This window comes from Gryllotalpicola protaetiae, from assembly GCF_003627055.1.
GTDB lineage: Bacteria > Actinomycetota > Actinomycetes > Actinomycetales > Microbacteriaceae > Gryllotalpicola > Gryllotalpicola protaetiae.
In genome coordinates this window covers 1,542,787-1,564,903 of sequence record NZ_CP032624.1, presented here as the reverse complement: position 1 = coordinate 1,564,903, position 22,117 = coordinate 1,542,787, and the positions used below count along the sequence as shown (strand labels likewise).

Sequence of the window (22,117 nt, the reverse complement as noted above, 5' to 3'; positions counted from 1 at the left end):
TCGAGGAGTGGTTGTGGGTCTGTTCGATCGGTGGAAGAAGAACACGAAGCCCGACACGGTCCCACCGGCCAAAGCACCGACGCGCGCGCCAGTCGCGCAGCCCGTGCAAGTGGAGGTGAGCTTCGAGCGTGACGAGATCGTCCCCATCGAGAAGCGTGTCGCCAAGCTCAGCCCTGATCGCTTCGGGCTCTACCCGCACGAGATCCTGCTGCTCGACTACGCGCCGAAGTTCACGACCGCCGGCCAGAAGTTCCAGGGCTTCTGGGATTACAGCTACGGCGTGAGCAACGTCTCGTCGATATTGAAGTCGCTCATCTCGCGCGGGTTCATCGCTAAGGGCAGCGTGGCTGACACCGTCAACCAGCAGACGGCCGCCGCTCTCAAACCGGTCCTCGTCGCGCACGGCCTTCCGGCGACGGGAACGAAGCCAACCTTGATCAACCGAGTCCTCACCGAAGTACCTGCTGCCGATCTCGAGAAGACGTTCCCGCAGCGCTTCTACGCGCTCACCGACACGGGCCGCGCCGCGCTCGATGCATCACCGTTCATTCCCTACATCCACAAGCATCCGACGACAGAGAACCTCGACATGTTCTTGCTGTCGCAGATGGTCACGTCGAACCCGGCGCTCCCCTGGCGCGACCATGTCTGGCGGTTTCTGAACGACCGGAGCGTTCAGCGCGCGCGAGAGGGTAACTGGGGGCTGTACCGCAACGTTCGGCACTCGATGGCCGACTTCGTCGCCGAAGAGGAACGGTGGCTCGATGCGATCGGGCTCAACGCGGAGGTCTGTTTCTGGGACACCAGCGGCGTGTCGAACGGCTTCCGCCCCGACTTCCTGTCGATCTACGCGCCCTATTACTTCCCGTTCAAGGACTCCGGCGAGAAGCCGGCACCGGCGATCGTGGACCGGATCTTCAAGTGGGCAGGGAAGGCCAAGCTCAACGACGCCGAACTTCGCGCCCTCATGGAGCGGAGCATCGAACAGTTCAGTTCTCCATTCCACCTGTTCACCAAGCCCGAAGTCATCGACATCGTGTTCTTCCTGCGTGACGAGAACACCGCGGCTCTCACCAAGGTCTACGCGGCAGCCGAGCAACGGTTCCGTGCCGCCTACCCGGACATCGACCTCACCCGAAGCTAAACCCGGAGCGCGGCCCGTTTCGGCCTGTGCGCCCCGACGCCGCGCACAAGCTGGGTATGACGAACACCACCCAGTCGACCGTCGCCCGCCGCCGCACCCGAACCGCCAACGGCGAGTTCGCGCCCGAAGCAGAGAAGCCAGGCACCCGCTCACCCGCAACCGTCTCCCTCGAGACGCCGCACGACCTCAGGGACCTCAGCGGCCTCAACGGCGCCGAAGCGCTGCGCGCCGCCCGCGCCTCGCGTCGAGCGCAGGTGGAGAGGCTGCTGAACGATGGGCTGCCGGCTGGCATGAAGGCGTGGGTCGCACCTGGCTACACACGTGCAGGCGCTCTGAAATGGAGCATTAAGGACGACGCGACGATGACGCTCCGCGAGGGCATCGTCGAGAAGACGGATAGCTCGAAAGCGGTCGAGGAGTTGCTGCCGATCGACGTGTTGATCGTGTCGCGGGAAGCCCTTGCCAGGCGTGAGCGGCTGGCTGCGCATCGCGCGGCGAAGTCGCAAACCGATCGAGCGCGCGTGCAGTAGCTACAGTCAGACTGAGGGGAACCTTGCGCCGCGGCCGAAGATCATCGACGTTTCGCGGGCGCGTCGTCCCGCTTCGTCCTGCTCGGCTCGAAGACGAATGCGCTCTGCCCAAGTGAAGTTGCCGACCGTTGCATCGGGTAGTCCTGGCAGCGACTCGACGCTCGGGACGTCATCTTCGACAGCGAGATTGAAGATCGGATTCCGAAGTCCCTCGGTGAAGAGGGCGAGCGCTCTATCCCCGCGCTGCGGGCCTTCTGGGCTCCATGGTGTCGCTCCCACGGTAATCGAGGTGATTGGCTCGGGCCACGGCTCCATATCAAGTCGGAAGCGGCCTACAAGCACTGCGTGGTGCCCAAACCCAGCGAGGCTTACGAGGAATGATCTGCGGTCACCTGGGATAAGGCCGAAGGCGCTGGCATCGAAGAGGTGGAGCCGTGCAGCCTGTTCATCGGTCACCGTGACGACGGATAACGTCAGTCCAACGACCTGGGGCCACAGTCGTTCCAAGCTCATCAAATCGCCGTTGCGCGCTCCTTTCGGATCTGTGGGAAGGTCCCATATCCGATTGGCGACGACAGAGATCACGGCCGATCGCCGGATCTCGGTGATCGGATTCAGGCGCAGATGGCGGCGTTCCAGCGACGTCCCCGTCAGCGTGACTGACGCAATGCCGCTCTGGTGGTAGTGCAGTTTCGGTCTCTCGTCGACGGTGACGAGGTCGGTCTCTCTGTCGAGCAGGTACCGCGGAGTGAGGCCGTAGGTCCACCGAGCGTTAGCGAGCTTGGCGGGCGACACAAAGATGCCGCCGTCGCGAATCATTCCGATCGTGCAGATCGGCTTGAACTCGCCCCGTGCACCGCGCGCGACACCGAAGCGAAACGGCTTCGCACGAGGGACCACAGTCATGGGGTGAACGTAGCGTGCGCCGCCGACATTGCGTGCCCCCTCGAACGACGAGCCCGACGTCAGGCCGCAGAGGCGCGACGGATGGTGGCCCACGGACTGATCGGCTGCATCGCCTGCACGTACTCGTAGGGATGCTCCTCGATCTGCTGGAGTTCGCCGGTTGCGTCCCGCGCCCAGAATCGGCCCGCAGCGTCGCGGAAAGCTATCGCAGCTTCCACGTGGATGTGCATTCCACCGCCGGGATACCCCGGGGCACCCGATACGGCCCAGCTACCCGGCGCGAGACGGTTGATGAAGAGGAGTGCGTCGTTGGAGTTCCAATCTCCCTTGAGGAATCCCGTTCCCGCCCCGTATGCGACGCCGTAGCCGATGGCGACGTCGTAGATGGCACCAGTCGAAGCGTTGGAAAGCATGACGTCGCCGCGGCCCGCCCTCTCGTCTTGGTCGAGCCAGACCGTGACCAGCTCCGCTTGGGCGCGGAGAACCGCTTCACGATTCCGGCGCAGCTCGTCTTCCGCTCGCGCTGTGACTTCACGCGAGCGCTTCCGATCGACGAGAGCCAACCAGAGCGACACGAGCAATGCGGCAATCGCCACGAGCGCCGTGATCACGGTGGCCAATGCACCACCGGCTTGCGCAGCAAACGTCAACCAGTCATAGCCGTCGTGTCCTAAAACAACCGATGTGACCATCACATGTCGAGCTTCGCAGCATGCGGTACCCAACGCTGACAACAACAAGACCCGATCCGCCACGGCCATCGCACAAAGCCGCTCTGCATCGCGGATCTCGCCGGCTGATGCGGGAACTCACGGATTCCGCCGGCCGCCGCGCATAGTCCTCACGACCGCGAAGCGCAGCCTCAACCCGGAGCGCTCCGCGGCCGGATCGAGAGGAGTGAGGCATGGTCGTCGAGTACAGGCTTGGAGAGAACCGGGTTACCGGCCGCCCGACGATCTCCGTCTTCACCCCACACCCGAGCAAGGCGTGGGCCGCGCTCACCTGGTCCCTCGGCGCCGGCCGGTTCGCCCTCGTCGATGGACGAGCCACGTGGAACTTCACCCTGCCGAGCAACGAGGCGTTCCGCGCACGCGCCGTTCAGCGCATCGCTGACGCCGTCCGCGCCTGCTTCGGCGCGGAGCTCGTCGAGCAGAGCCAGGCGGTTGCCGCGTGACGGCGCGCACCGACCTCGACGCGTTCGGTGACGAAGACGGGACGTTGGCGCCCGGAATCTCAGAGTTCTACGTCGAATGGCATGGCGGCTTCATCGTGGACGACTCCCCGGCCACGCTGGTGGAGCGCCTCACTGAGAAGCACGCGTTCCGCAGCCTCCGGTTCTCGGCGAGCTGGTCACCTGAGGCCCAGCGGATCGCTCTCCGGTCGTGGTTCACCGATTGGCGTGTTCTCGAGTGGCGCCGCCGTTCTCTCTTCCACTGGCTTCGGTCGGGCCACACGCGGGACGAACTCGACCGGCTTCCTGCTGATGTCCGCAAGATCGTCACCGGTCGGTACCCCCGCGCGTGGATTCGCCCGTCAGTTCCCTGGTCACGCGACTGGCCGCTGCTCGTCGCAACTCAGGAGAACCTGACGCGACTCGAGGGGGACTTCGGCAGCTTCGATGGTCGAACCGACGGCGCGAGCATCCCGGTCATCGAACTGCGCAGCTCGCAGCCGACGACGTGGCTGCGCTCTCTCCGGTATGTCACCGACGGCCTCGGCGAGGTCGGCATTCTGATCGACGACGAGCGCGTCCCGCTCTAACCGACCCGCACCCGTGCGCGCTTCTCCTCATCGAAGTGCGTCGCGCGACGAAGCGCGAGGCCGCCGAGCACGCGCTCCTCGAGCAGAAACAGGGTGATCGCGGCCGCCGCCACTGGCACAGTGAGGCATTCGGCGTCCGGCGCGTGGAAGATGAACCCGCCGCCGTTGCCGGGCCGAAGATAGCGGTCTGCTTCGGCGGCGCCAGGTCGGTAGAAACGGCGGTACTCGCCGTCGCCGACCTTGACCTCAGCGAGCACTCCGCGGTCGGCATCGCCGCCGACCTGTGCGTCGAGCTCGTATTCGCGATGGCGGACGAAGAGGAAGAGCTCGCGGCGAACGCGCACGCGGCGGATGAGCGAGGGAAGCGCTGCCGCCGCAACCGGCAGGTAGGGGCCGGACGGCTCATACGTCGCCTCGAACAGCAGAGGTTCGTCGGCCGGCGACTCGAGGATGTCGGTTCCCGGATCGACCGAGTCGAGGAGAGCCAGGTCCAGAGTCGAGCCGGGTGTGGTGAGCGATGAAGGCACACCACACCTATGTGCGGCTCTACCTCAGAACATCCCTGTCGGCGCAGACGTTCCAGCCCGGGGTAGAACAGTGTGTTCAGGCCAGGGCTCGGTAAACGGTCGCAACGCTCACCCCGAGCTCTGTGGCGAGCTGTCGGGCCGTGGCGCCGCCCTTCTTACGTGCGCGGCACACCTCGATGAGCGTGGCGTTGAGCGCTTTCGGCCGTCCGCCGACTCGGCCGCGTGCGCGCGCCGCTTCCAACCCGGCGACGGTGCGCTGACGGATCACGTCGCGCTCGAGCTGTGCGAAGGCCGCGATCAACGTGAGCATCACGCGGCCCATCGGACCCGAGGTGTCGATCTGCTCAGTGAGCGACCGGAACCCGACGCCGCGCGCCCCGAGATCGTCGATGGTCGTGAGCGCATGCACCGTGCTGCGCGAGAAACGGTCGAGGCGCCAGACGACGAGAGTGTCTCCGTCGCGTAGGTAGTCGAGCGCAGCGTCAAGACCGGGGCGCGCCGTCTTCGACCCGCTCACCCCGACGTCCTTGAACACCTTCTCGACGCCGGCCGCCGCCATCGCGTCCTGCTGCAAAGCCAGCGTCTGCTCGGCCGTCGAAACGCGCACGTATCCCACCAGTGCCATCCATGGCCTCCATCTCAGAAACGACCGATTCTGCGAGCCGAGGGCGGGGAGCGGACACGCCGTGCTGCGGCGTCTCAGAACCCGTCTCGGAACTCGTGTCGCAGAAGCTCGCGCTTCCGACGAGTTCTGCGACATGCAGACCTATGCGCGGCGCGCGGCGCCCCGCGCACCGGGTCGGATCGAACCGGTGACGCCGCTCTCACGCCGACGCTTCGCACACATGGCACAGGGCCGGCGAGGAGCGCAGCGACGCACTCAGTCGAGCGGCTTCACGCGCAGCAGGAGGTCGTACTCGAGCCGTCCCGCGGTCTCGTCAAAGTCTTGGCGGTAGGTCACGATGCGGTCGCCGACAGGCTCAGCCGCGAGTCCGAAGAACTTCTCGGCGAGCTCCTCCGGGGTGGCATTCACCTGCGCCTCGAAGTCGTCGTCGGGGTACACGTCAACGGTGCCAATCTCGAGGGACACGCCGCAGGCCAGCTGTCCCTCGGCGAGCTGGTGCCAGGCCTCTCGCACGTGGATGATGGCGGAGACGCTCCCGGTCGACTTCAGCTGGTACCGGATGCTGTGAATGAGGTCGCAGTCCTCCTCGGCCCAGCGGTCGAAGGGTGCGGTGTTCAGGGTCTTGCTGCTCATAGTGAGCTCCTTAGGGTGAGTGCTTCCCGGGGCCGGGTGGCCTCCGGAGCCCGACTGTCGGGCGCACTCATCCCATGCAGGTGCCGAACTGATGGCTGTGCTCAACGGCGACTCCGCGGAATCACTGCGCAGAACAGCCTTCGACCGCCGTCAGACGCCCCGGCATTTTCTTCCACCTACAGGCAGTTATCGCCGCTCCGACTTCGGCTCGATCCCGAAGAGCTGCGGGTCGATCTTCGTGTCGCCGAGTCGGAAGACGACACCGCTCCTTGATCGGTCGCGGGGACCTTTCCACCGAGCTCGGCGTGTCCGCGAGGCTGCGCGCTCGTGCTGCTCAGCGAGTTCCTCAGGCGTCTGGTCGGCGTAGACACCGGCCTCGGCCTGAATCAGGTGTTGCAGCACGTCGAGATGGTCTGGATGGACGGTGTCCAAGTTCCCGCCGTTGCCGACGCCGAGCGCCCTGGCGATCGCCTCACGCGGGATGCCGCGGTATCTCGCCCACGCGATCGTCGCGTCGATCTGCTCCTCGATCCGCTCACGCTGTTCACGGAGCGCGACCAGCGTGAGGAGCGCGGGGTCCGTCTGACGACGACCGCCGTCGCCGACCACTCGCTTCACCAGGCGCTCCCAGTCGAGCTGTGCCGAGCCTCGCGCCTGGGAGCCGACGATCTCCTCATCCTCATCGAATCCGTCCATCGGGTAGGCGGGGCGGGGAGTCACCCAGCGAGCATAGGACGCTGGCCGGCGCGCCCACCGTCCCGACCCGTTCCGCTCCCCGCCCCGGCCACGAATCGCCCGCGGCGCAGCGGCTGCGGCCCGCGGGCGACGAGTGAGCGGGACGTCAGGCGCGCCGCCTTCGTAGCGGCGTGCGCCCCGCGCTCGCGCCGTCGCTGTCAGCTCGCGGTGGGCGTGGGTACCGGCACACCATCCAGCGGGGCTCGGCCGTCCCACCCGCGATCTTGGAGCTGACCTTGCGCGTCGAGGATCACGATCCGACCCCAGCTTGAAACCGGCCCGCATGCGCCACCCGTGAAGGTGGACTTCTTCAACCCGATCTTCTCGGTGGCGACCAGGCTGTCAGGTCCGCCTTCCGCTTTCACGCTGAGGGAGAGCGGCTGACTCGGCGACCCGTCGCCGTGGATCAGCTGCGGCGGCCGCGGCGTCGACGCGTCGATCGTCGCGCAGTGATCCCCGTAACAGGCCCGGACTTCCGACGATGGGTGGGCGGTGAGCCACGGGGTCGCGTCCACCCACACAGCAGGCGACGGTATCCCTGGACCTGCGCATGCGCGCACCGGTGTGCAACCGGCGCCCGCGACGCTCACAGCGATCGCCAGGCCACACACGGCCAGTGCAGCTCCGAGCTTCCCCACGACCCCATCCTGGCGAGAGACCAGACGGCGGCGAGGCACGATTCGGCAACGTCTCGCGCACGGAGCGAGGCCGACGGGACGCGGACGCTGCGCCTGCGGCGTGACACGGGGCGCAAGGTAAGGCGACGCGTCAGCGGCGGCGAGAGGCGCGTGAGCGCGGTTCGCGCCGGCCTCAATCGCCGGTGCTTTGCATCCGGTTATGAGCGAGCCACGCCAACCCATGGACGCGATCAAGCAGTTCGGAGATCTCCCGCAGCTCGTCGCGATCCATCCCGGGCGTCTTGATCGTGTCGACGCCCATCGCCAGCCACGACCCTGCCGCCGCCAGCGATTTGAGCGCGTCGAGCGTCTGCTCGCGGTCGTATGTCTCAGCGAGCCTCGTCTCGGAGAGCCTGCGCGCCGCTTCCGACACGGCGAACCACCGGCCGGACATCCGGTCGTCGAAGATCTGGCCGATCCGAGAGAACTGGACTCCGAGATCGTGCTCGACGAGCCTCACGGGGCGGCCCAGGTGCTCTTCGACGTCCGCGGCGATCACTCCGAGGAGGTCGTTGCGTTCCTCGTTGCCCAAAATGGCGTCCGGCCAGAGCACGACAGCCAGCGACCACACTTCCTGCGGCGCGCTCTCAACGAAATCGGCGACGGACACGTCGTTGAGCCAGGCAGCCGCCACCAGGTGTCGGCGCAGGACCTCGGCAAGGGCTTCACGCATCGGAGGCGCCTTCGAGCAGCGGCACGATGATGCCTTCCCAGTCTTCCCAGCGGTCGAAGTGCGGACCGGGCACATTGGCGTTGTAAGGCTGGGTGAAGTACACCTGCTGCCACAGCGGTTCGCGGACGAATGCCGGGTAGACCCGGTCGTCCACGAGCAGATTCCCAACCACGAGCTCCTTGCGGGCAGTGATCGTCGTTCGCTCGACGAAGCGCCGACCGAGGAACCTTCGGACCCACGCGATCTTCGCGCTCGCGCTCAGAACGTTCGAGGTCATCGGCGACGTGCAGATCTGCACGTCGATCCCCGCGCGCAGCATCGCGATCAGGGCGTCCCGCGCGCCGCCGTAGACGGGCATCGTCGCGAAGAAATCAGCTTCCGTGACCACGTCGCGGATCGCCGCGTTCCGGTCCGCGTCGTCGCCCCAGATTGCGAACTGCTTGCCGTCGTGAGGGGCGATGTCGGGATAGAGCCGAGCGAGCCCCGCGTTCAAGTGACCGGTGAAGTCGGCCGTGGCGTTGTCGAGGTCGACGAGGACGATCGGCGGCTGATTGCGCATGTCATCCCTATGCGCGGAGAACCGAGAGGACCGCGTAGACCGCCGCCGCGCCGGCCGCGACGCCCAGCGATAAGGCCACGGGCAGACCCTGCGCGGCACCGACCGCGAGAGCGGCCGCCACGATCGCGGTGAGGCTCGCGGCGTGGAGGAGCCAACGGTTCACCACAGCTTGTCCTCGTCGGTGGCTCGGTCGACAAGTTGGAGCCCGTGAACGGACGCAATATTGGCCAGCAGCGAGAGCTCGTCGAGATCATGGACCAGCTCAACGTTGCCGCGCGGAATCGACGCCGCTCGCTGCGAGAAGAGGATGGTCGATTCGGGCACAACGAGCGCCGGAAGGTCGCGGCGCCAGCTGCGTATCCCGGACCAACGGCGCTTGTCGACACGGAGCGTCGCCGCGACGAAACGCGGCAGACGGTTGATCGCGCCGCTGCCGTGCTCTTCCTCAAAGCGGCTGTTGCGCGCCGACTGCATGACCGTGGCGAGATCGACCGCGTAGTCATGGCGTGCGGCGAGCTGGGCTGCGAGGTCGGGGACGGTTGGGTAGTCAGTGGCGGTGTAGCCGGCGATCTGCGTCGCCAAGAGGTAGGTCGCCGATGTTCCGTAGAAGACCCGCTCAGCCGCAAGGTCACGCAGCTCCCATCGGAATAGACGGCCGGAGGCGTCGTACTGCGGCTCAGCGCGCATTTCACCGTCCAGCACCATCTTCGTCACGCACCGACTATGCGCGGACGGCTCGCAGACCCTGAAAGACTCGGATCATGGGTAGGACCGGGACGCGTGCAGCGGCGCTCCTGCGGCTACTCACGGCTTCCGGGCTCGCGACGTTGCCGAAGCCATCGGCGCCCCGTCCAACATCGCTCGACGCTGAGGCACGTGATCGGGCCGCTGAGATTTACCGGGCGCTCGGCGAGATCCTCTACGCGCCGTTCGATCCGACGCTCGTCGACCCGGTGCGCAGGCTCGTGGAGGCGCGGGTGCGCCGGGCGTAACTCGCGGAGCCTGGTCTGCGAGGCGTGACTATTTCGTCGGGCCCTACCAGCGCGGAGTGCGCGGCTTCGCCGTTCCGGCGAGACCTGGCATCACCCAGCTCGCGGGCATGACTATGGCGCCGACGACCAGGTCGTCCTCAGCGCCGCTGGCGCGGGCTCGATGCCAGGCGGCGATGCGTGCGAGGTCCGGGTATCGACGTCCGAGGTTGCTCTGATGCGGCTCTCGGACTGCATCCGCCACAGCCTGCCGCGGCTCCCCATGAGCGCGCGCGGCGCCGGCCGCGATCTGCTCATGGTCTCCGAGCCGGTCTCGCGCGTCCACGAGCAGAGCGGCTGCCAGCACGTCGGACTGAACGCCAAGTCGATCTGCTTCGACGCGGGCCCATGCGCGAATCCGATGCACGAGCTCGTCCGTTGCAGCTGCTGCCAGAGCCGCCAGTTGCGGGTCTTCGCGCGCGGCCAGCAGAGAGCGCGGGTCATACTTCGGAGGCACTCAGTGAGTGTATCCGAGTGATACAACCCAGCCGCCTGCCTGTGAACTGCACAGGAAGGGTATGACGTCACCTGAGATCACATGCATCCCTTCACTCGACCGCCGCGACCTCCGAGTCGTCGTGCACCCAGTCGCCGTCGACACAGAGACCGCTGCGGTTCTGCTCGGAATCAGCTCATCGCAGCTTCGCGCTCATCTCTGGACTGGCGAGATCACGGCGTACTACTCCGGGACCAAGCCGTTATTCACCTTCGACTGCCTGCGCCGGTTCCTTGAAGGACTCGCGAGCGGCCCGAGTGAGAGCGCGGCGTCGAACCGCGAAGTCTGGTTCGCGATGGAGCCGCTGTCGGTCGACCAGAAGACGGCTGCCGCTCTCTGTGGCATGAGTTACTCACAGTTCTGCAAGCACGTTCGTGCCGGCCACCTTGGCAAGATTCCGTCAGGCAACAAGCCACTCTTCACCGTGGACGAACTTCGACGGTTCGTCGCGAGCCTCCCCCGCCAGCCGTACAAGCTCTACTGAGACGCCGCTTCACGGAGCGTGCGCGTGAGCATGTCGTTCAACTTCTGGACGCCCTCGCGGCTCGCTTCGATGTCTTCATGGGTGTACAGATCCGAGGTGCTCTCGTCAGCGTGGCCCGCCACAGGGCCGAACGCCGCCCACGGCACTCCCGCCTGTTTCATGAGCGTCACGAATGAGTGCCTGAGCCAGTGCAGCGTCACGGAGACGCCTGGACGCTCAATACCCAGCCGGCGCAGTGCCTCCCGGAGCGCCTCGTTCTCGTCGCGGTTCTCTTCTGGCCACCCATTATCGCGCGGCCACACGAGGCCGAAGGGGTTGTGGGCCGACTTTGTCGCCTCCTGAAGCTCGAGGAGCTCGCGCTTCAGCTCACTCGTCATGATGATGGGCCGTGCGCGCTGCCCCTTCGGGCGCATGAAGAACCAACGACCAGCGATTCGCTCGGACTCAAGGAGCGTGGACAACCTGAAAGTCGGGTTGTCCTTGTCTTGTGCGGTGCAGCCGAACCCCGTCTTCTTGCCGCACGGCCAGCTTCCATCCGCCCGCTGAGGGCCGCATGCGTGTGCGTACTCCACCTCGGCGGCGCGCCAGTCAAGATGGATGAGGTCGTGATCCCAGTCGACGTACTCCCATCGAAGACCTCTGATCTCTGACGAGCGTCCTCCTGAGACGACGTAAAGCCTCCATCTCGCGCCACCCTCATCTCGAAGGCGGGCGGCTTCGAGTGCCGTCAGGGACCCGCGGTTCTTCTGTCGCTGCGCCCGTCCCTCAGGCGGCTTGGGCCGCCCCTTCGCCTCGGCAACGTTGCGTGGCACGATGCCCTCGTCGACGGCGAAATTGAGCAGGGCAACGAGTGTCTTGTGGGCGTTCAGCGTGGTCGAGTAGCCGTCGATCGAGCGTTTCGATTCCATCGCCTTTAGTTGGGTGGCGGTGTGGAACCTTGAAACGCCTCCTTTCGTCAGCGACGTGGCGACCTTCGAGCCGAGCAGAGGAACGATGTACTTGTTCAGATTGTCGCGAATCTCTCGCATCCCCTTCGGGCTGATCGCCTCGGTTTCCTTCAGCTCGAGGTACATTCGGGCAACGTCTGCGATGCGAGTACGCCGATCTGTCGGCTTGCCTCCGTTGACCGCGATCTCGTTGAGAACCGCCTGAACCTTGGCGATCGCGATCTTGCGGGTCTTGCCCGTGCGGCGAATCTGGTTGCGCTCGCCCGATTCGTCCCGTTCGCCCTCGTAGATGGCAGCCCACAGCTTTCCGCCACGGATCTGGAATGCGTTGATCTCGTGGCTGTGAGGCTTCGACTTGGGCACCGCCACAGAATACCTTGGTGCACTCATAAGTGCACTCATGCATGGGGTGTTGCTTGGTGTTTTTGGGTCGGACGGGAAGCTCTGCAGGGAAGGCGTTAAGCCCTATAAACCCGTGTAAACACGCGGCTTTGCGCCAGTTTGACGGTCAGTCAAGTCTTGCTCGTCACCCGCCGGAATGTCCGCAGATCCTGCTTGGGAAGCAGAAGTTCTGCCATTGAACTACATCGGCGTTGCGCTGCCATCATACGGGAGCGAGGTGGGGAGACGTGCTTGCTCGACGCCGCAACGGGGCGGCGCGGCCTGAAAGCGGCTTCAGTCCGCAGGCGGTGCCGTTTCTTAGGGATTCCTCGTAGAGGTCGGCCGACGGTGGGTCCATGCTCGCCTCGATCCCTCTGCTCGACCCGTCCGGCATCCTGACATCTCTGGGCTCGTGGGCGCTCCTCGGCATCGGCGTGCTCGTGTTCATCGAATCGGGGGTGCTGTTCCCGTTCCTTCCGGGTGACTCGCTGCTCATCACGGCGGCGATCCTGGCTCCGCAGCTCGGCATCCAGATCTGGTCGATGGTCGTCGTCGCGGCGATCGCGGCCTTCCTCGGCGATCAGGTCGGCTACTGGCTGGGGAAGCGGTTGGGCCGCGGGCTCTTCAAACCCGATGCCCGCGTGCTGAAGTCCGCGCATCTGCACCGCGCTGAGGCCTTCTTCGCGCGCTACGGCGGCGCCTCGCTCGTGCTCGGGCGGTTCGTCCCGGTCGTGCGGACATACGTCCCGCTTGCCGCGGGCGTCGCCGGTCTGCGCTACCGGCGCTTCCTCGCGTGGAACGCGCTCGGCGGAGGCCTGTGGTCCGCGCTCATGGTCGCCCTCGGCGTGTTGCTCGGAGGTATCCCGTTCGTGACCACGAACATCGACGTCCTCATGGTGCTCGTCGTCGTGATCTCGGTCGCGCCGATCGCGCTCAGCGCGCTGCGCGCTCGCCGCAAGGTTGCAGCAGAACGCTAGGGCCGCACGAGGCGGCGGCTGCGGCCGAACCGAGCAAGGCCGACGGCGAGAAGGGAGTCAGCGGGTGCGTGAGAGAGTCCTCGACCTCGTCTTCCTGACCGGCGTCCTGTTCAAGGGCGTCGACGGGCTGGTCGAGCTGATCGGCGGCGTCGTGCTGCTGTTCGTGAGCCCTGCGCAGCTGCGCGGTGCCGCACACACGGTGACGGCCGGTGAGCTGGCCGAGGACCCGCACGACGTCCTCGCCAATCTCCTGCTTCACGGCGTCGCCCACCTCGACACCGGCGGCACTGCGTTCCTCGCCGTCTACCTGCTCGTGCACGGGGTGGTGAAACTCGCGATCGTCGTCGCGCTGCTCGTGGGCTCAAGGCGCATCTACCCGTGGGCGATCGCCGCGCTCGGCGCGTTCCTCGTCTTCCAGGTCTACGAGCTCGTCACGGCCCCCACGGTCGGCGTTGCCGTGCTCACGGCGTTCGACACCGCGATCATCTGGCTCACCTGGCGCGAATGGCGCAGAGGCCGCGAGTTGCGCGACACCTGGCGCGCCCTGCTCAGGGGTCTCGCGCGAGAGAAGACGATCGAATAGGTTCTCGCCATGAGCTATGGGCCGGCTGGGTTCGGATTCGCTTTCTTCGTGATTCTGCTATGGGTCGTCGGGACAGTCCTGCTGACCTGGCTTCTCGTCCTGGCCATCGTCGTCGGGCATCGCTGGCTGAGGCTGAACCCGGCGCCGTCCCGAGGCGGGTCGGTCAGTTATCAGAGAGCGGATGCCGCGCCCCGGCCCGCCGACGACATCCGCCACCACTTCGGGCCGGATCTGCGCGCGTGGGCGTCGGCGAACGAGTCGCCGGCCGCCCTGGCACAGCGGCTCAGCATCAGCGGCACTGCGGCGGCCCAGGTCATCGAGCTCGCACAGCGCGCGGCCGCCGGCACGGCGACCGACGCCGAATGGGAGCAGCTGCGGCCCTGGCTGCCGAAGCTGCTCGGGCGGGACTGACGCCGGCCAACGCGGGACGAACCGCGGCGACGCGAGCCCGAAGCGCGACCTCCGATCAAAGCCCGGCGACCGGGCATCAACCGGGTGCGCGCGAGCGCAGACATATTGGAAGCGTGGCCACCACTGATACGTCCCCGCTCCCGCCCATGACCGTCGCGCACCCGAAGCGCGGCATCACGCCCGTCGTCGCCCTCGCCTCGGGAACGGCGGTGCTCGTCACCAGCGAGTTCCTGCCGGCCGGCGTGCTGCCGACGATCGCGCGGCACCTCGACGTCAGCGTCGGCGTCGCCGGCTGGGCGGTGGCCGTGACGGCGATCGCGGGGGCGATCACCGCGCCGACCATCGCGGGCGTGCTGCCGCGCGCCGATCGGCAGCGCGTCCTCGTCGCGCTGCTGATCGCCGGGGTGCTCGCCGACGTCATCGTCGCGCTCGCGCCGAGCTTCGCGGTGCTGCTGGTGGGCAGACTTCTGCTCGGCATCGCGCTCTCGGGGTTCTGGGCGTTCGCGTTCGGTGTCGGCATCCAGGCCGCACCGGGCCGCGATCGGCTCGTGTCCACCGGCCTCTCGTTCGGCGTCAGCTTCGCGACGGTGCTCGGCGTTCCGGTGGGGGCGACGGTGGCGGACGCCATCGGCTGGCGCGCCGCCTTCTGGGGCGCAGCTGGCCTCACCGCGTTCGCCGCCGTCGCGGTCGCCGCGCTTCTGCCCAGCACGCCCGCCCAGCCCAGCGCGGGCTTCCGCATGATGGGCGAGGCCATCGTGCGCCCGCGGCTTATGTTCGGCATCCTGTTCATCGCCCTGGCCGCGTTCGGCAACTTCGTCGCCTACCCGTACATCCGCCTCGCGATCGACCGCGTCGACCCTTCGATCACCTCGCCGCTGCTCGTCGGCTGGGGCATCGGTGGACTGATCGGAACCCTGGTCGCCGGCGCGCTGGCCAGCCGGCTGCGCGCGCTCGCCGGGGTGACGCCGATTCTGCTCGCCGCCGCGCTGCTCGTCACCGGGTTCGCGACGACGACCCCGTGGCTCATCGTCGGCGCCATCGCCTGGGGCTTCGCGTTCAACATCGTCCCGGTGCTCGGAACGCTGTGGGTGACGCGCGCGGAACCGCACCACGCCGAGTCGGCCGTGTCGCTCAGCGTCACCGCGTTCCAGGTCGCGATCACCGCGGGGGCCGCGATCGGCGGCGCGCTCGTCGATGCGAGCGGGGTACAGCCGGCGTTCGTCGTGGGGGCCGTTGCGGCGGTTGCTGCCGGGGTCGGGTTCGCGGTGGTCAGGCCGCGGCGGGCTTAGCGGTGTGATCGTTTCGAGGCGCCGAGCGGCGAACGTTCAATGATTGGAAGACCCTAGGCGCGGCGCTCGCGCCACGCTTGCGGCGCCATGCCGTGGTGCGAGGCGAACGCGCGGCTGAAGGCGGCGGTCGAGCCGTAGCCGACGGCGAAGGCGACAGCGCCGATCGGATGCTTCGACTCGGCCAGCATCCCCCGGGCTTCGTTCATGCGCAGCTCGCGCAGGACGTCAGACGGCGCCTTTCCCAGCTCGGCCTGGAAGCGCGCCGTGAGCGCGGAGCGTGAGAGGTGGGCGATGCGGGCCATGCGCTCCAGCGTCCAGACCTCGCCGGGTGCCTCGGCGATGGCGGTGAGCACTGCCGCGACCGCGGGGTCCGCGGCGATGGCCGCGCCGTCGTCGTCGAGCCACGCCGTCACCATGGCCGCGCCGAACAGATTCGCGTATGCGCGGGTCCAGATCGGGTTGGAGCACGCGGCCCCGGGTGGGCACGTGTCGACGAGCTGGCGCAGCGCGGCGTGGCGCTGCGAGAACGCCCGCACGACGAGCGGATTCGGCACGCCGGCCGTGCCGAGCACCGAGCGCAGATCACCCGTGGCGAGCTCGGAGCCGGCTCGCGCCACCAGGCGGTGCACGGTTCCGACTTCGACGAGTGCCGCGTCCCCGGCCAACAACTCGGTGCGGCGGCCTGCGGCGGTCAGCTCGGCAGAGCCGGCGAGCACCAGGACCCAGAGCGGCGCCGTGCCAGTGTCGACTGTGGTGTCCGCCTCTGCGCGCTGCCGCTGCACGAGCGACATGGCCCACTCCCAGGCCATCAGCGGGGCGTCCGCGGGAGTGCCGGGCAGTGCGATCACCATGCGTGGCCAAACCTGTGGGCGCCGGGCGCTATTCCGGCGCGGCCGCCGCCGGGCGCGTTGCCGCCCCCGCACCCGTCGCCTATGACTGAATGAGGGGTGCGGCGACGTGGTCAAAAGGAGGCGTCAATGGCGACGGATGCGGTCATCGGACTTGAGGGGCTCGTGCCGGCGGGCGCGCGTGCGCAGTGGCTGACGGGCGGGGCGACCTGGGCCGAGGGGCCGCTGTGGCTGCCCGGCCCGGGCAAGGTGATCTGGAGCGACATCCCCGGAAATCGCATCCTCGAGTACACGCCCGCGACCGGGGAGGCCGGCGTCTACCGCGCCGACGTCGAGTTCACGAACGGACGGACGCTCGACCACGACGGCTCGATCGTGCAGTGCTCCCACGGCAGGCGGCGCGTCGAGCGCGACGTGGACGGCGAGATCATGCCGATCGTCGATCATCTCGGCGAGCATCGCCTCAACTCCCCCAACGACGTCGTCGTGACGGCCGACGGTGCGGTCTGGTTTACCGACCCGGACTACGGCATCACGCTTCCGGAGGAGGGTCACCCCGGCGAGCACGAGTACGGCGCCTGCTGGGTGTTCCGCTTCGACCCGCGCACCGACGCGCTCGCGCCGGTCGTGACCGACATGGTCGAGCCCAACGGCCTCGCCTTCTCGCCGGACGAGAGCCTGCTCTATGTCTCGGACACGTCCGACGCCCGGCACATCCGGGTCTACGAGGTCATCGACGGCACGCCGGAGAACGGCCGCGTGTTCGCCGAGATCGAGCGCGGCGCCCCCGACGGATTCCGGGTCGACGAGCACGGGAACATCTGGACCTCGAGCCTCGACGCCGTGCTCGTCCTCGCTCCTGACGGCGGCCTGCTCGGCTCCATCCCGATCCCCGAGAAGATCGCCAACGTGTGCTTCGGCGGCTCGGACGGCACCGAGCTGTTCATCGCCGCCACGACGAGCATCTACTCGATTCCGACGCTGACGAGGGATGCCGCGGCGAGGCTCTGACGCACTCCCGCGCTCCACTCGCCGCCTGCGATAACCTGCCACGGTGGGAATGAGGACCGCCGGGTGAGCCTGACCCTGATCGTCGTTCTGGTGGTCGCGCTGGCACTGTTCTTCGATTTCACGAACGGATTCCACGACACCGCCAACGCCATGGCGACGCCGATCGCGACGGGTGCGCTGAGGCCGCGGCCGGCGGTCGCGCTCGCGGCCGCGCTGAACCTCGTCGGCGCGTTCCTCTCGACCGAGGTGGCGCAGACGATCTCGGGCGGGCTGATCCGCGGCGAGGGCGGCCAGGTCTCGATCACCCCGGCGCTCGTGCTTGCGGGGCTGGTCGGTGCGATCACCTGGAACCTGATCACCTGGCTGTGGGGAATCCCCTCGTCATCCAGCCATGCGCTGTTCGGAGGCCTCATCGGCGCGACCATCGTCGGCACGTGGGACGTCGGGTCGATCGACTACTCGGTGCTGCTCGCGAAGATCGTGATCCCCGCACTGCTCTCGCCGGTGGTCGCAGGGCTGGTCGCCTACTCCGCGACGCGCCTCGCCTACGCCATCACGCACCGCGGCGATGGGCTCGCCGACGGGCGCAGCGGCTTCCGCTACGCACAGATCTTCTCGTCGTCGCTGGTCGCGCTGTCGCATGGCACCAACGACGCGCAGAAGACGATGGGCGTGATCACGCTGCTGCTCATCGCAGCCGGCATACAGCCCGCGTCGCACGCCGGCCCGCAGTGGTGGGTGATCGTCGCCTGCGGCCTCGCGATCGCGACCGGCACCTATACGGGCGGGTGGCGGATCATCCGCACCCTCGGCCGCGGCCTCACCGAGGTGAAGCCCGCTCAGGGCTTCGCGGCGGAGACGAGCACGGCGGCGACGATCCTCGCCTCTTCGCACTTCGGCTTCGCGCTCTCGACCACGCAGGTCGCGTCGGGCTCGGTGATCGGCTCGGGACTCGGCCGCAGCGACGGCCACGTGCGCTGGGGCACGGCGGGCCGCATCGCGCTCGGCTGGCTGCTGACGCTGCCCGTGGCCGCCGTGGTCGGCGGCGCGACCGCCATGATCGCCCGCCTCGGCACGATCGGCCTCATCATCGACCTCGCCATCGCGGTCGTCGTGATCGTCGTGGTCTTCCGCATCAACGCGCGCCGCCGTGTCACCGCCGAGCACATGGCGGCGGGCACCGAGGCCGAGGTCGCGTCCGCCACCTCCGCCATCCACATCACGAGGCCGGTCCCGGTCGCGCCCGGCGAGGAGAAGCGGTGACGATCAACTGGATCGACTTCGTCGCGGTCTTCGCTGCGGCGCTGATCGGCGCGGCCGTCGTCGTCAGCCTCTACGCCTTGGGGCTGCGCCTGCTCGCGGTGTCGGGCCACGCGCCGTTCGTGCCACCCGTCGAGTTCGAGGAAGCCATCACCGTGCTGTCGCCGAAGCAGGTGAAGAAGGAGACCAAGCGGGTGAAGAAGGCCCGGCAGCGGAATCCGTATTCGCCCGCCGTCAAGCGCCTCGCGCTGGTCACCGCATACGCCTTGTTCGCGGTCTCTGGGCTCGTTGTGCTGTTCGGGATCTACCTGATCGTGCCCTATTTCCATTCGTGACCGGCCCGCTCCTGCGAGGTTTGGTCAATTTGGGATTTGCGCCTTTCCCTTTTTTGAGCGTCCCGCGGCGTGAGATGCGCGCCCCGGTAGCCTGGGGGCAGGTGCGCCGGGAAGTCTGGTCGGCAGGGAATTCGTCGACGGAAGGACGCTCGTGACCACCGACCCGTTCGCGATCGTCGTCGCCGTGGTGGCGGGCGCGATCGCGCTCGCCGTTCTCGCGCAATTGCTGAGCAGGCGGGTGCGGATTCCCGCCCCGGCCTTCTTCCTCATCGCCGCCGCCCTCGGCGCGCTGCTCCTGCCGCCCGTGTCCGCGCATGGCCGGCTGCTCGACGAGCGGGTGGTGAGCGTGGCGCTCGCGGTGATCCTGTTCGACGGCGGCATGCACATCGGCTGGCGGCGGTTCCGCGCGTCGGCGTGGCCGATCGTGTGGCTCGGGATCCTCGGGACCGCGCTGACGGCGGCGGCGGTCGCGGCATCCGCCCATTTCATCTTCGGTCTGGACGCGACCGCATCTCTGCTGCTCGGCGCCGCACTGTCGCCGACCGACCCCGCCGTCGTGTTCTCGGTGCTCGGGAAGACCGAGATCGGCGGCCGCAGCGGGACGATCCTCGAGGGCGAGTCCGGTGCGAACGACCCCGTGGGCATCGCGATCATGGCGAGTCTGCTCGCCGCATCGGGCACGGGGTGGGCGGCCGTCGGCAGCGGCGTGCTCGATTTCGTGCTGCAGCTTGTGATCGGCGCCGCGGTCGGCGTCGTGGGCGGGCTCGGACTGCGGTGGGTGCTGCGGCGGCTGGCCTTGCCGAACGAGGCGCTCGCCTCGGTGTTCGCGGTCGCCGCCGCCGTGTTCCTCTATGGAGCGGGCGCCGTCGCGCACGGCTCCGGATTCCTCGCCGTCTTCGTCGCCGGCATCGCCGTCGGCGACCTGCGGGCGCCGTACAAGCGCGAGATCACGCTGTTCTCGTCGGGGCTCGCGAGCCTCGCCGAGGTGGTCGCGTTCGCGGTGCTGGGGCTCACGGTCGAGCTCGACTACGTGCTGAGGCCATCCGTGCTGTGGACCGGGCTCGGCATCGCCGCGCTGCTGATCTTCCTGATCAGGCCGCTGTTCGTCGGACTCGTCGCGCTGCCGATCCGGCTTGCATGGGGCGAGCGCGGGTTCGTGCTGTGGGCGGGGCTCAAGGGTGCCGTGCCGATCCTGCTCGGGCTGCTCGTGGTGAGCTCCGGGATCGCGGGCGCGCACGAGCTGTACGCGATCGTGTTCGTCGTCGTGCTCGTGTCGGTCGTGCTGCAGGGCGGCCTGGTGCCGGTGCTCGGCCGGGTGTTCCGTGTGCCGATGCGTGCGACGCCGGCGGGCGCGCCGGACGCGTCTGATGGGGCGGACCCGACAGCCGAATAGGGCGAGCGGATGCCTCGGCTCAGGCCGCGTCGCGCTCGAGGTCGTCGAACTCGACCTCGACGAGCGGAGCCTGCGACAGCCACAGCTCGACCGGCGCATCCGGCTGCGTGCTCAGCTCGGGCAGCTGGGCGAAGATGCCGCCGAACACGCGCTCACGCTCGGCCGCATCGGTGACGGGGCGCGCCGTCGCGGGCAGGTCGGCCGTCGCCGACTGCTTGAGGTGGAACGTGAACTCCGGATTGGCGATGAGGTTCGCGTACCACGCGCGTGGGCGCGGCGGGCGGCCCGTGATGTAGAAGCGGCCGCCGACGCGGTGGAACCAGATCTCGATGCGGCGCGGCTCGCCCGAGGTCTTGCCGGTGGTGGTGATGTCGATCACGCGGTCGGTCGCCAGCGCGTTCTGCACGGTGTTCTGCTCGTCGGTCACGACCTCAGCCTCGCATGCCCGGCGCGGGCGCGGGCTTCGCCCGCGTCACGCGGCTTCATCCGCGCTGTACGGTCATCGCCGCACCTCACGTGCGCCCGTAGCGCGCCGTGGTGACCGTACCGCGCGGTTGAGCGGCGGATGCGCCGCGGAGGGGTGGCCGCGGCAGGCATCCGTCAGTTCACGTAGTTCTTGATCACGTGGTCCGCGATGGCCATCGAACTGGTAGCGGCGGGCGACGGCGCGTTGCGGATCAGCGTGACGGGGCCGAGCCGGTCGACCGCGAAGTCGTCGATCAGGCTGCCGTCGCGGGCCCACGCCTGCGCGCGTACGCCGGCGGCGGACTTGCCGACCAGGTGCTTCATCGCGAGCTCTGGAACGAAGCGGCGCGCCTTGTCGAAGTAGCGGCGCTTGATGAGCGAGGCGCTGATCTCGTCGACCCCCATGTACCAGTGCTCGCGCAGCAGCGGGCCGGCGCCGGGCCAGGCGAGCGATGCGACGGTGTCCTTCACCGAGATGCGCCGCCACGAGTAGCCCTCGCGCGCGAGGGCGGGCACGGCGCTCGGCCCGAGGTGCACGTCGTCGTAGACACCGCGGGTGAAGTGCACCCCGAGGAACGGGAACCGCGGGTCCGGGACGGGGTAGATCATGCCGCGGCACAGCCCGTTGGCCTCCGGGGACAGCTGCCAGTACTCGCCGCGGAACGGCAGGATCTTCGGCGACGGGTCGCCGCCTGCGAGCCTCGCGACGAGGTCGGACTGCAGCCCGGCGCACGCGACGACGAGATCGAACTCGTCCTCCGAGTGCGCCGTCGAGACCCGCGCGGTGCTGCCCGCGATCCGCAGGCCGGTCACCTCCTGACCCAGCCGGATGTCTGCGCCGGCCGCACGGGCGTCGACGGCGAGCGCCTCGGTGACCGCCGCGTAGTCGACGATCGCGGTGTGCGGCGAGTGCACGGCCGCGACACCCGCGACGTGCGGCTCGATCTCGCGCAGCCGGGCCGAGTCGTCGATGCGCTCGAGGTCGGGCACGCCGTTCTCGCGCGAGCGCCGCTCGATCTCGGCGAGCGCACCGAGCTCGGACTCGTCGACCGCGACGACGAGCTTGCCCACCTCGCGGTAAGGCAAGCCCTTCTCGAGGCAGAAATCCCTGATCTGCAGGCGCCCCCGCGCGCACAGCTCGGCCTTGAGGCTGCCCGGCGTGTAGTACAGCCCGGCGTGCACGACGCCTGAGTTGTGCCCGGTCTGGTGCACGGCCAGGCGCCGTTCCTTCTCGAAGACGGTCACGTCGCCGCGTTCGCCCGTCGCGAGAGCACGGGCGAGCGCGATGCCGACGATGCCGCCGCCGATCACAGCGATACGAGGCGTGCGGGCGGTCGGGCGCGGCATGACGCAACGCTAGCTTGAATGAGGCATGCTCAGCTTCCACCCGTTCTGGGGGGCGGCGGCGACAGTTCACCATCTGAACCAAGGCGCGTATA

General features: G+C 68.2%; 30 protein-coding genes. 14 read left to right on the top strand and 16 right to left on the bottom strand.

The genetic code is table 11. The features are described from left to right. Nucleotides 1–13: 13 nt before the first annotated feature. Together D7I44_RS07625 and D7I44_RS07620 are read left to right on the top strand one after the other, a co-directional pair. Entirely contained in the window at nucleotides 14–1,144 is a 1,131-nt protein-coding gene (locus D7I44_RS07625; protein ID WP_120788948.1) for a DNA-binding protein, read from the top strand. 26 nt (nucleotides 1,145–1,170) lie between these two features. After that, a complete protein-coding gene (locus D7I44_RS07620) occupies nucleotides 1,171–1,674 on the top strand; it encodes a hypothetical protein (protein WP_120788947.1) in 504 nt (167 codons plus the stop codon). A gap of 6 nt (nucleotides 1,675–1,680) precedes the next feature. Here the strand turns inward: D7I44_RS07620 and D7I44_RS07615 are convergent, their stop codons facing one another. Together D7I44_RS07615 and D7I44_RS07610 are read right to left on the bottom strand one after the other, a co-directional pair. After that, nucleotides 1,681–2,580: a hypothetical protein gene (locus D7I44_RS07615; RefSeq protein ID WP_120788946.1), complete on the bottom strand. Its 900-nt coding sequence runs from the start codon at nucleotides 2,578–2,580 to the stop codon at nucleotides 1,681–1,683. A gap of 59 nt (nucleotides 2,581–2,639) precedes the next feature. Continuing rightward, nucleotides 2,640–3,275 (bottom strand): hypothetical protein, encoded by a 636-nt coding sequence (locus tag D7I44_RS07610; protein WP_162940123.1) that lies wholly within the window; start codon nucleotides 3,273–3,275, stop codon nucleotides 2,640–2,642. Nucleotides 3,276–3,484: 209 nt separating this feature from the next. Here D7I44_RS07610 and D7I44_RS07605 point away from each other — a divergent pair, with 209 nt between their 5' ends. Continuing rightward, a complete protein-coding gene (locus tag D7I44_RS07605) occupies nucleotides 3,485–3,754 on the top strand; it encodes a hypothetical protein (RefSeq protein WP_120788944.1) in 270 nt (89 codons plus the stop codon). Then, nucleotides 3,751–4,341 carry a hypothetical protein gene (locus D7I44_RS07600; protein ID WP_120788943.1) on the top strand — a complete coding sequence of 197 codons (591 nt, stop codon included), beginning with the start codon at nucleotides 3,751–3,753 and terminating at the stop codon, nucleotides 4,339–4,341. Before D7I44_RS07605 ends, D7I44_RS07600 begins: the two co-directional genes overlap by 4 nt. Here D7I44_RS07600 and D7I44_RS07595 read toward each other — a convergent pair. The 9 genes from D7I44_RS07595 to D7I44_RS07560 all read right to left on the bottom strand — a co-directional run bounded on the left by D7I44_RS07595 (nucleotide 4,338) and on the right by D7I44_RS07560 (nucleotide 9,484). Beyond that, entirely contained in the window at nucleotides 4,338–4,868 is a 531-nt protein-coding gene (locus tag D7I44_RS07595; RefSeq protein WP_120788942.1) for a hypothetical protein, read from the bottom strand. The genes D7I44_RS07600 and D7I44_RS07595 overlap by 4 nt on opposite strands. 76 nt (nucleotides 4,869–4,944) lie before the next feature. Beyond that, complete coding sequence (locus D7I44_RS07590) at nucleotides 4,945–5,493, bottom strand: recombinase family protein (RefSeq protein ID WP_120788941.1); 549 nt, start codon at nucleotides 5,491–5,493, stop codon at nucleotides 4,945–4,947. A gap of 255 nt (nucleotides 5,494–5,748) precedes the next feature. Continuing rightward, nucleotides 5,749–6,126 carry a hypothetical protein gene (locus tag D7I44_RS07585; RefSeq protein WP_120788940.1) on the bottom strand — a complete coding sequence of 126 codons (378 nt, stop codon included), beginning with the start codon at nucleotides 6,124–6,126 and terminating at the stop codon, nucleotides 5,749–5,751. 186 nt (nucleotides 6,127–6,312) lie between these two features. Further along, nucleotides 6,313–6,846, bottom strand: a complete 534-nt coding sequence (locus D7I44_RS07580) for a hypothetical protein (RefSeq protein ID WP_162940122.1) — start codon at nucleotides 6,844–6,846, stop codon at nucleotides 6,313–6,315. Between the two features lie 173 nt (nucleotides 6,847–7,019). Then, on the bottom strand, nucleotides 7,020–7,376 hold the full coding sequence (locus tag D7I44_RS07575; RefSeq protein ID WP_162940121.1) for a hypothetical protein: 357 nt from the start codon (nucleotides 7,374–7,376) through the stop codon (nucleotides 7,020–7,022). Nucleotides 7,377–7,671: 295 nt separating this feature from the next. Next, entirely contained in the window at nucleotides 7,672–8,211 is a 540-nt protein-coding gene (locus D7I44_RS07570) for a hypothetical protein (RefSeq protein WP_120788937.1), read from the bottom strand. Beyond that, nucleotides 8,204–8,770, bottom strand: coding sequence for a 5' nucleotidase, NT5C type (locus D7I44_RS07565; protein ID WP_120788936.1), 567 nt, complete (start codon nucleotides 8,768–8,770; stop codon nucleotides 8,204–8,206). Before D7I44_RS07565 ends, D7I44_RS07570 begins: the two co-directional genes overlap by 8 nt. A 7-nt stretch (nucleotides 8,771–8,777) precedes the next feature. Continuing rightward, the gene (locus tag D7I44_RS18110; RefSeq protein WP_162940120.1) at nucleotides 8,778–8,933 is read right to left on the bottom strand and encodes a hypothetical protein; all 156 of its coding nucleotides are present in this window, start codon (nucleotides 8,931–8,933) and stop codon (nucleotides 8,778–8,780) included. Further along, complete coding sequence (locus D7I44_RS07560; protein WP_162940119.1) at nucleotides 8,930–9,484, bottom strand: hypothetical protein; 555 nt, start codon at nucleotides 9,482–9,484, stop codon at nucleotides 8,930–8,932. The genes D7I44_RS18110 and D7I44_RS07560 overlap by 4 nt, the downstream gene beginning before the upstream one ends. Before the next feature lie 47 nt (nucleotides 9,485–9,531). Between D7I44_RS07560 and D7I44_RS07555 the strand changes: the two genes are divergently transcribed. Further along, nucleotides 9,532–9,762, top strand: a complete 231-nt coding sequence (locus D7I44_RS07555) for a hypothetical protein (RefSeq protein ID WP_120788934.1) — start codon at nucleotides 9,532–9,534, stop codon at nucleotides 9,760–9,762. A gap of 43 nt (nucleotides 9,763–9,805) precedes the next feature. On the opposite strand, the gene D7I44_RS18105 is transcribed toward D7I44_RS07555, so the two are convergent. Further along, a complete protein-coding gene (locus D7I44_RS18105) occupies nucleotides 9,806–10,255 on the bottom strand; it encodes a hypothetical protein (RefSeq protein WP_162940118.1) in 450 nt (149 codons plus the stop codon). A 61-nt stretch (nucleotides 10,256–10,316) separates the two neighbouring features. Between D7I44_RS18105 and D7I44_RS07545 the strand changes: the two genes are divergently transcribed. After that, a complete protein-coding gene (locus D7I44_RS07545) occupies nucleotides 10,317–10,778 on the top strand; it encodes a helix-turn-helix domain-containing protein (RefSeq protein WP_120788932.1) in 462 nt (153 codons plus the stop codon). Here D7I44_RS07545 and D7I44_RS07540 read toward each other — a convergent pair. Further along, complete coding sequence (locus D7I44_RS07540) at nucleotides 10,772–12,088, bottom strand: tyrosine-type recombinase/integrase (RefSeq protein WP_162940117.1); 1,317 nt, start codon at nucleotides 12,086–12,088, stop codon at nucleotides 10,772–10,774. The genes D7I44_RS07545 and D7I44_RS07540 overlap by 7 nt on opposite strands. 374 nt (nucleotides 12,089–12,462) lie before the next feature. Here D7I44_RS07540 and D7I44_RS07535 point away from each other — a divergent pair, with 374 nt between their 5' ends. The 4 genes from D7I44_RS07535 to D7I44_RS07520 all read left to right on the top strand — a co-directional run bounded on the left by D7I44_RS07535 (nucleotide 12,463) and on the right by D7I44_RS07520 (nucleotide 15,366). After that, on the top strand, nucleotides 12,463–13,083 hold the full coding sequence (locus D7I44_RS07535; protein WP_120788930.1) for a DedA family protein: 621 nt from the start codon (nucleotides 12,463–12,465) through the stop codon (nucleotides 13,081–13,083). A 64-nt stretch (nucleotides 13,084–13,147) separates the two neighbouring features. Further along, nucleotides 13,148–13,666 carry a DUF2127 domain-containing protein gene (locus tag D7I44_RS07530; RefSeq protein WP_120788929.1) on the top strand — a complete coding sequence of 173 codons (519 nt, stop codon included), beginning with the start codon at nucleotides 13,148–13,150 and terminating at the stop codon, nucleotides 13,664–13,666. A gap of 9 nt (nucleotides 13,667–13,675) precedes the next feature. Next, nucleotides 13,676–14,077, top strand: coding sequence for a hypothetical protein (locus D7I44_RS07525; RefSeq protein ID WP_120788928.1), 402 nt, complete (start codon nucleotides 13,676–13,678; stop codon nucleotides 14,075–14,077). Between the two features lie 113 nt (nucleotides 14,078–14,190). Continuing rightward, the gene (locus D7I44_RS07520) at nucleotides 14,191–15,366 is read left to right on the top strand and encodes an MFS transporter (RefSeq protein ID WP_245980102.1); all 1,176 of its coding nucleotides are present in this window, start codon (nucleotides 14,191–14,193) and stop codon (nucleotides 15,364–15,366) included. Between the two features lie 53 nt (nucleotides 15,367–15,419). On the opposite strand, the gene D7I44_RS07515 is transcribed toward D7I44_RS07520, so the two are convergent. After that, nucleotides 15,420–16,217, bottom strand: a complete 798-nt coding sequence (locus D7I44_RS07515) for an AraC family transcriptional regulator (protein ID WP_120788926.1) — start codon at nucleotides 16,215–16,217, stop codon at nucleotides 15,420–15,422. Nucleotides 16,218–16,343: 126 nt separating this feature from the next. Here D7I44_RS07515 and D7I44_RS07510 point away from each other — a divergent pair, with 126 nt between their 5' ends. The 4 genes from D7I44_RS07510 (at nucleotide 16,344) to D7I44_RS07495 (ending at nucleotide 20,213) form a co-directional block, all read left to right on the top strand. Further along, nucleotides 16,344–17,225 carry an SMP-30/gluconolactonase/LRE family protein gene (locus D7I44_RS07510; protein WP_120788925.1) on the top strand — a complete coding sequence of 294 codons (882 nt, stop codon included), beginning with the start codon at nucleotides 16,344–16,346 and terminating at the stop codon, nucleotides 17,223–17,225. A gap of 63 nt (nucleotides 17,226–17,288) precedes the next feature. Next, the gene (locus D7I44_RS07505) at nucleotides 17,289–18,488 is read left to right on the top strand and encodes an inorganic phosphate transporter (protein WP_120788924.1); all 1,200 of its coding nucleotides are present in this window, start codon (nucleotides 17,289–17,291) and stop codon (nucleotides 18,486–18,488) included. Continuing rightward, nucleotides 18,485–18,820: a peptidase gene (locus D7I44_RS07500; protein ID WP_120788923.1), complete on the top strand. Its 336-nt coding sequence runs from the start codon at nucleotides 18,485–18,487 to the stop codon at nucleotides 18,818–18,820. Before D7I44_RS07505 ends, D7I44_RS07500 begins: the two co-directional genes overlap by 4 nt. 151 nt (nucleotides 18,821–18,971) lie before the next feature. Continuing rightward, complete coding sequence (locus D7I44_RS07495; RefSeq protein ID WP_162940116.1) at nucleotides 18,972–20,213, top strand: cation:proton antiporter domain-containing protein; 1,242 nt, start codon at nucleotides 18,972–18,974, stop codon at nucleotides 20,211–20,213. Between the two features lie 19 nt (nucleotides 20,214–20,232). On the opposite strand, the gene D7I44_RS07490 is transcribed toward D7I44_RS07495, so the two are convergent. Together D7I44_RS07490 and lhgO are read right to left on the bottom strand one after the other, a co-directional pair. Next, nucleotides 20,233–20,640 (bottom strand): nitroreductase/quinone reductase family protein, encoded by a 408-nt coding sequence (locus D7I44_RS07490; protein WP_220093846.1) that lies wholly within the window; start codon nucleotides 20,638–20,640, stop codon nucleotides 20,233–20,235. Between the two features lie 173 nt (nucleotides 20,641–20,813). Beyond that, nucleotides 20,814–22,025: an L-2-hydroxyglutarate oxidase gene (gene lhgO / locus D7I44_RS07485; RefSeq protein WP_120788921.1), complete on the bottom strand. Its 1,212-nt coding sequence runs from the start codon at nucleotides 22,023–22,025 to the stop codon at nucleotides 20,814–20,816. Between the last annotated feature and the right edge of the window lie 92 nt (nucleotides 22,026–22,117).

Bases quoted from the DNA above. Each gene is read 5' to 3' on its own strand.
- D7I44_RS07605 (WP_120788944.1), top strand. From the start codon at position 3,485: ATGGTCGTCGAGTACAGGCTTGGAGAGAACCGGGTTACCGGCCGCCCG.
- lhgO (WP_120788921.1), bottom strand. From the start codon at position 22,025: ATGCCGCGCCCGACCGCCCGCACGCCTCGTATCGCTGTGATCGGCGGC.
- D7I44_RS07510 (WP_120788925.1), top strand. From the start codon at position 16,344: ATGGCGACGGATGCGGTCATCGGACTTGAGGGGCTCGTGCCGGCGGGC.
- D7I44_RS07570 (WP_120788937.1), bottom strand. From the start codon at position 8,211: ATGCGTGAAGCCCTTGCCGAGGTCCTGCGCCGACACCTGGTGGCGGCT.
- D7I44_RS07535 (WP_120788930.1), top strand. From the start codon at position 12,463: ATGCTCGCCTCGATCCCTCTGCTCGACCCGTCCGGCATCCTGACATCT.
- D7I44_RS07615 (WP_120788946.1), bottom strand. From the start codon at position 2,580: ATGACTGTGGTCCCTCGTGCGAAGCCGTTTCGCTTCGGTGTCGCGCGC.
- D7I44_RS07515 (WP_120788926.1), bottom strand. From the start codon at position 16,217: ATGGTGATCGCACTGCCCGGCACTCCCGCGGACGCCCCGCTGATGGCC.
- D7I44_RS07565 (WP_120788936.1), bottom strand. From the start codon at position 8,770: ATGCGCAATCAGCCGCCGATCGTCCTCGTCGACCTCGACAACGCCACG.
- D7I44_RS07545 (WP_120788932.1), top strand. From the start codon at position 10,317: ATGACGTCACCTGAGATCACATGCATCCCTTCACTCGACCGCCGCGAC.
- D7I44_RS07525 (WP_120788928.1), top strand. From the start codon at position 13,676: ATGAGCTATGGGCCGGCTGGGTTCGGATTCGCTTTCTTCGTGATTCTG.
- D7I44_RS07555 (WP_120788934.1), top strand. From the start codon at position 9,532: ATGGGTAGGACCGGGACGCGTGCAGCGGCGCTCCTGCGGCTACTCACG.
- D7I44_RS07585 (WP_120788940.1), bottom strand. From the start codon at position 6,126: ATGAGCAGCAAGACCCTGAACACCGCACCCTTCGACCGCTGGGCCGAG.
- D7I44_RS07590 (WP_120788941.1), bottom strand. From the start codon at position 5,493: ATGGCACTGGTGGGATACGTGCGCGTTTCGACGGCCGAGCAGACGCTG.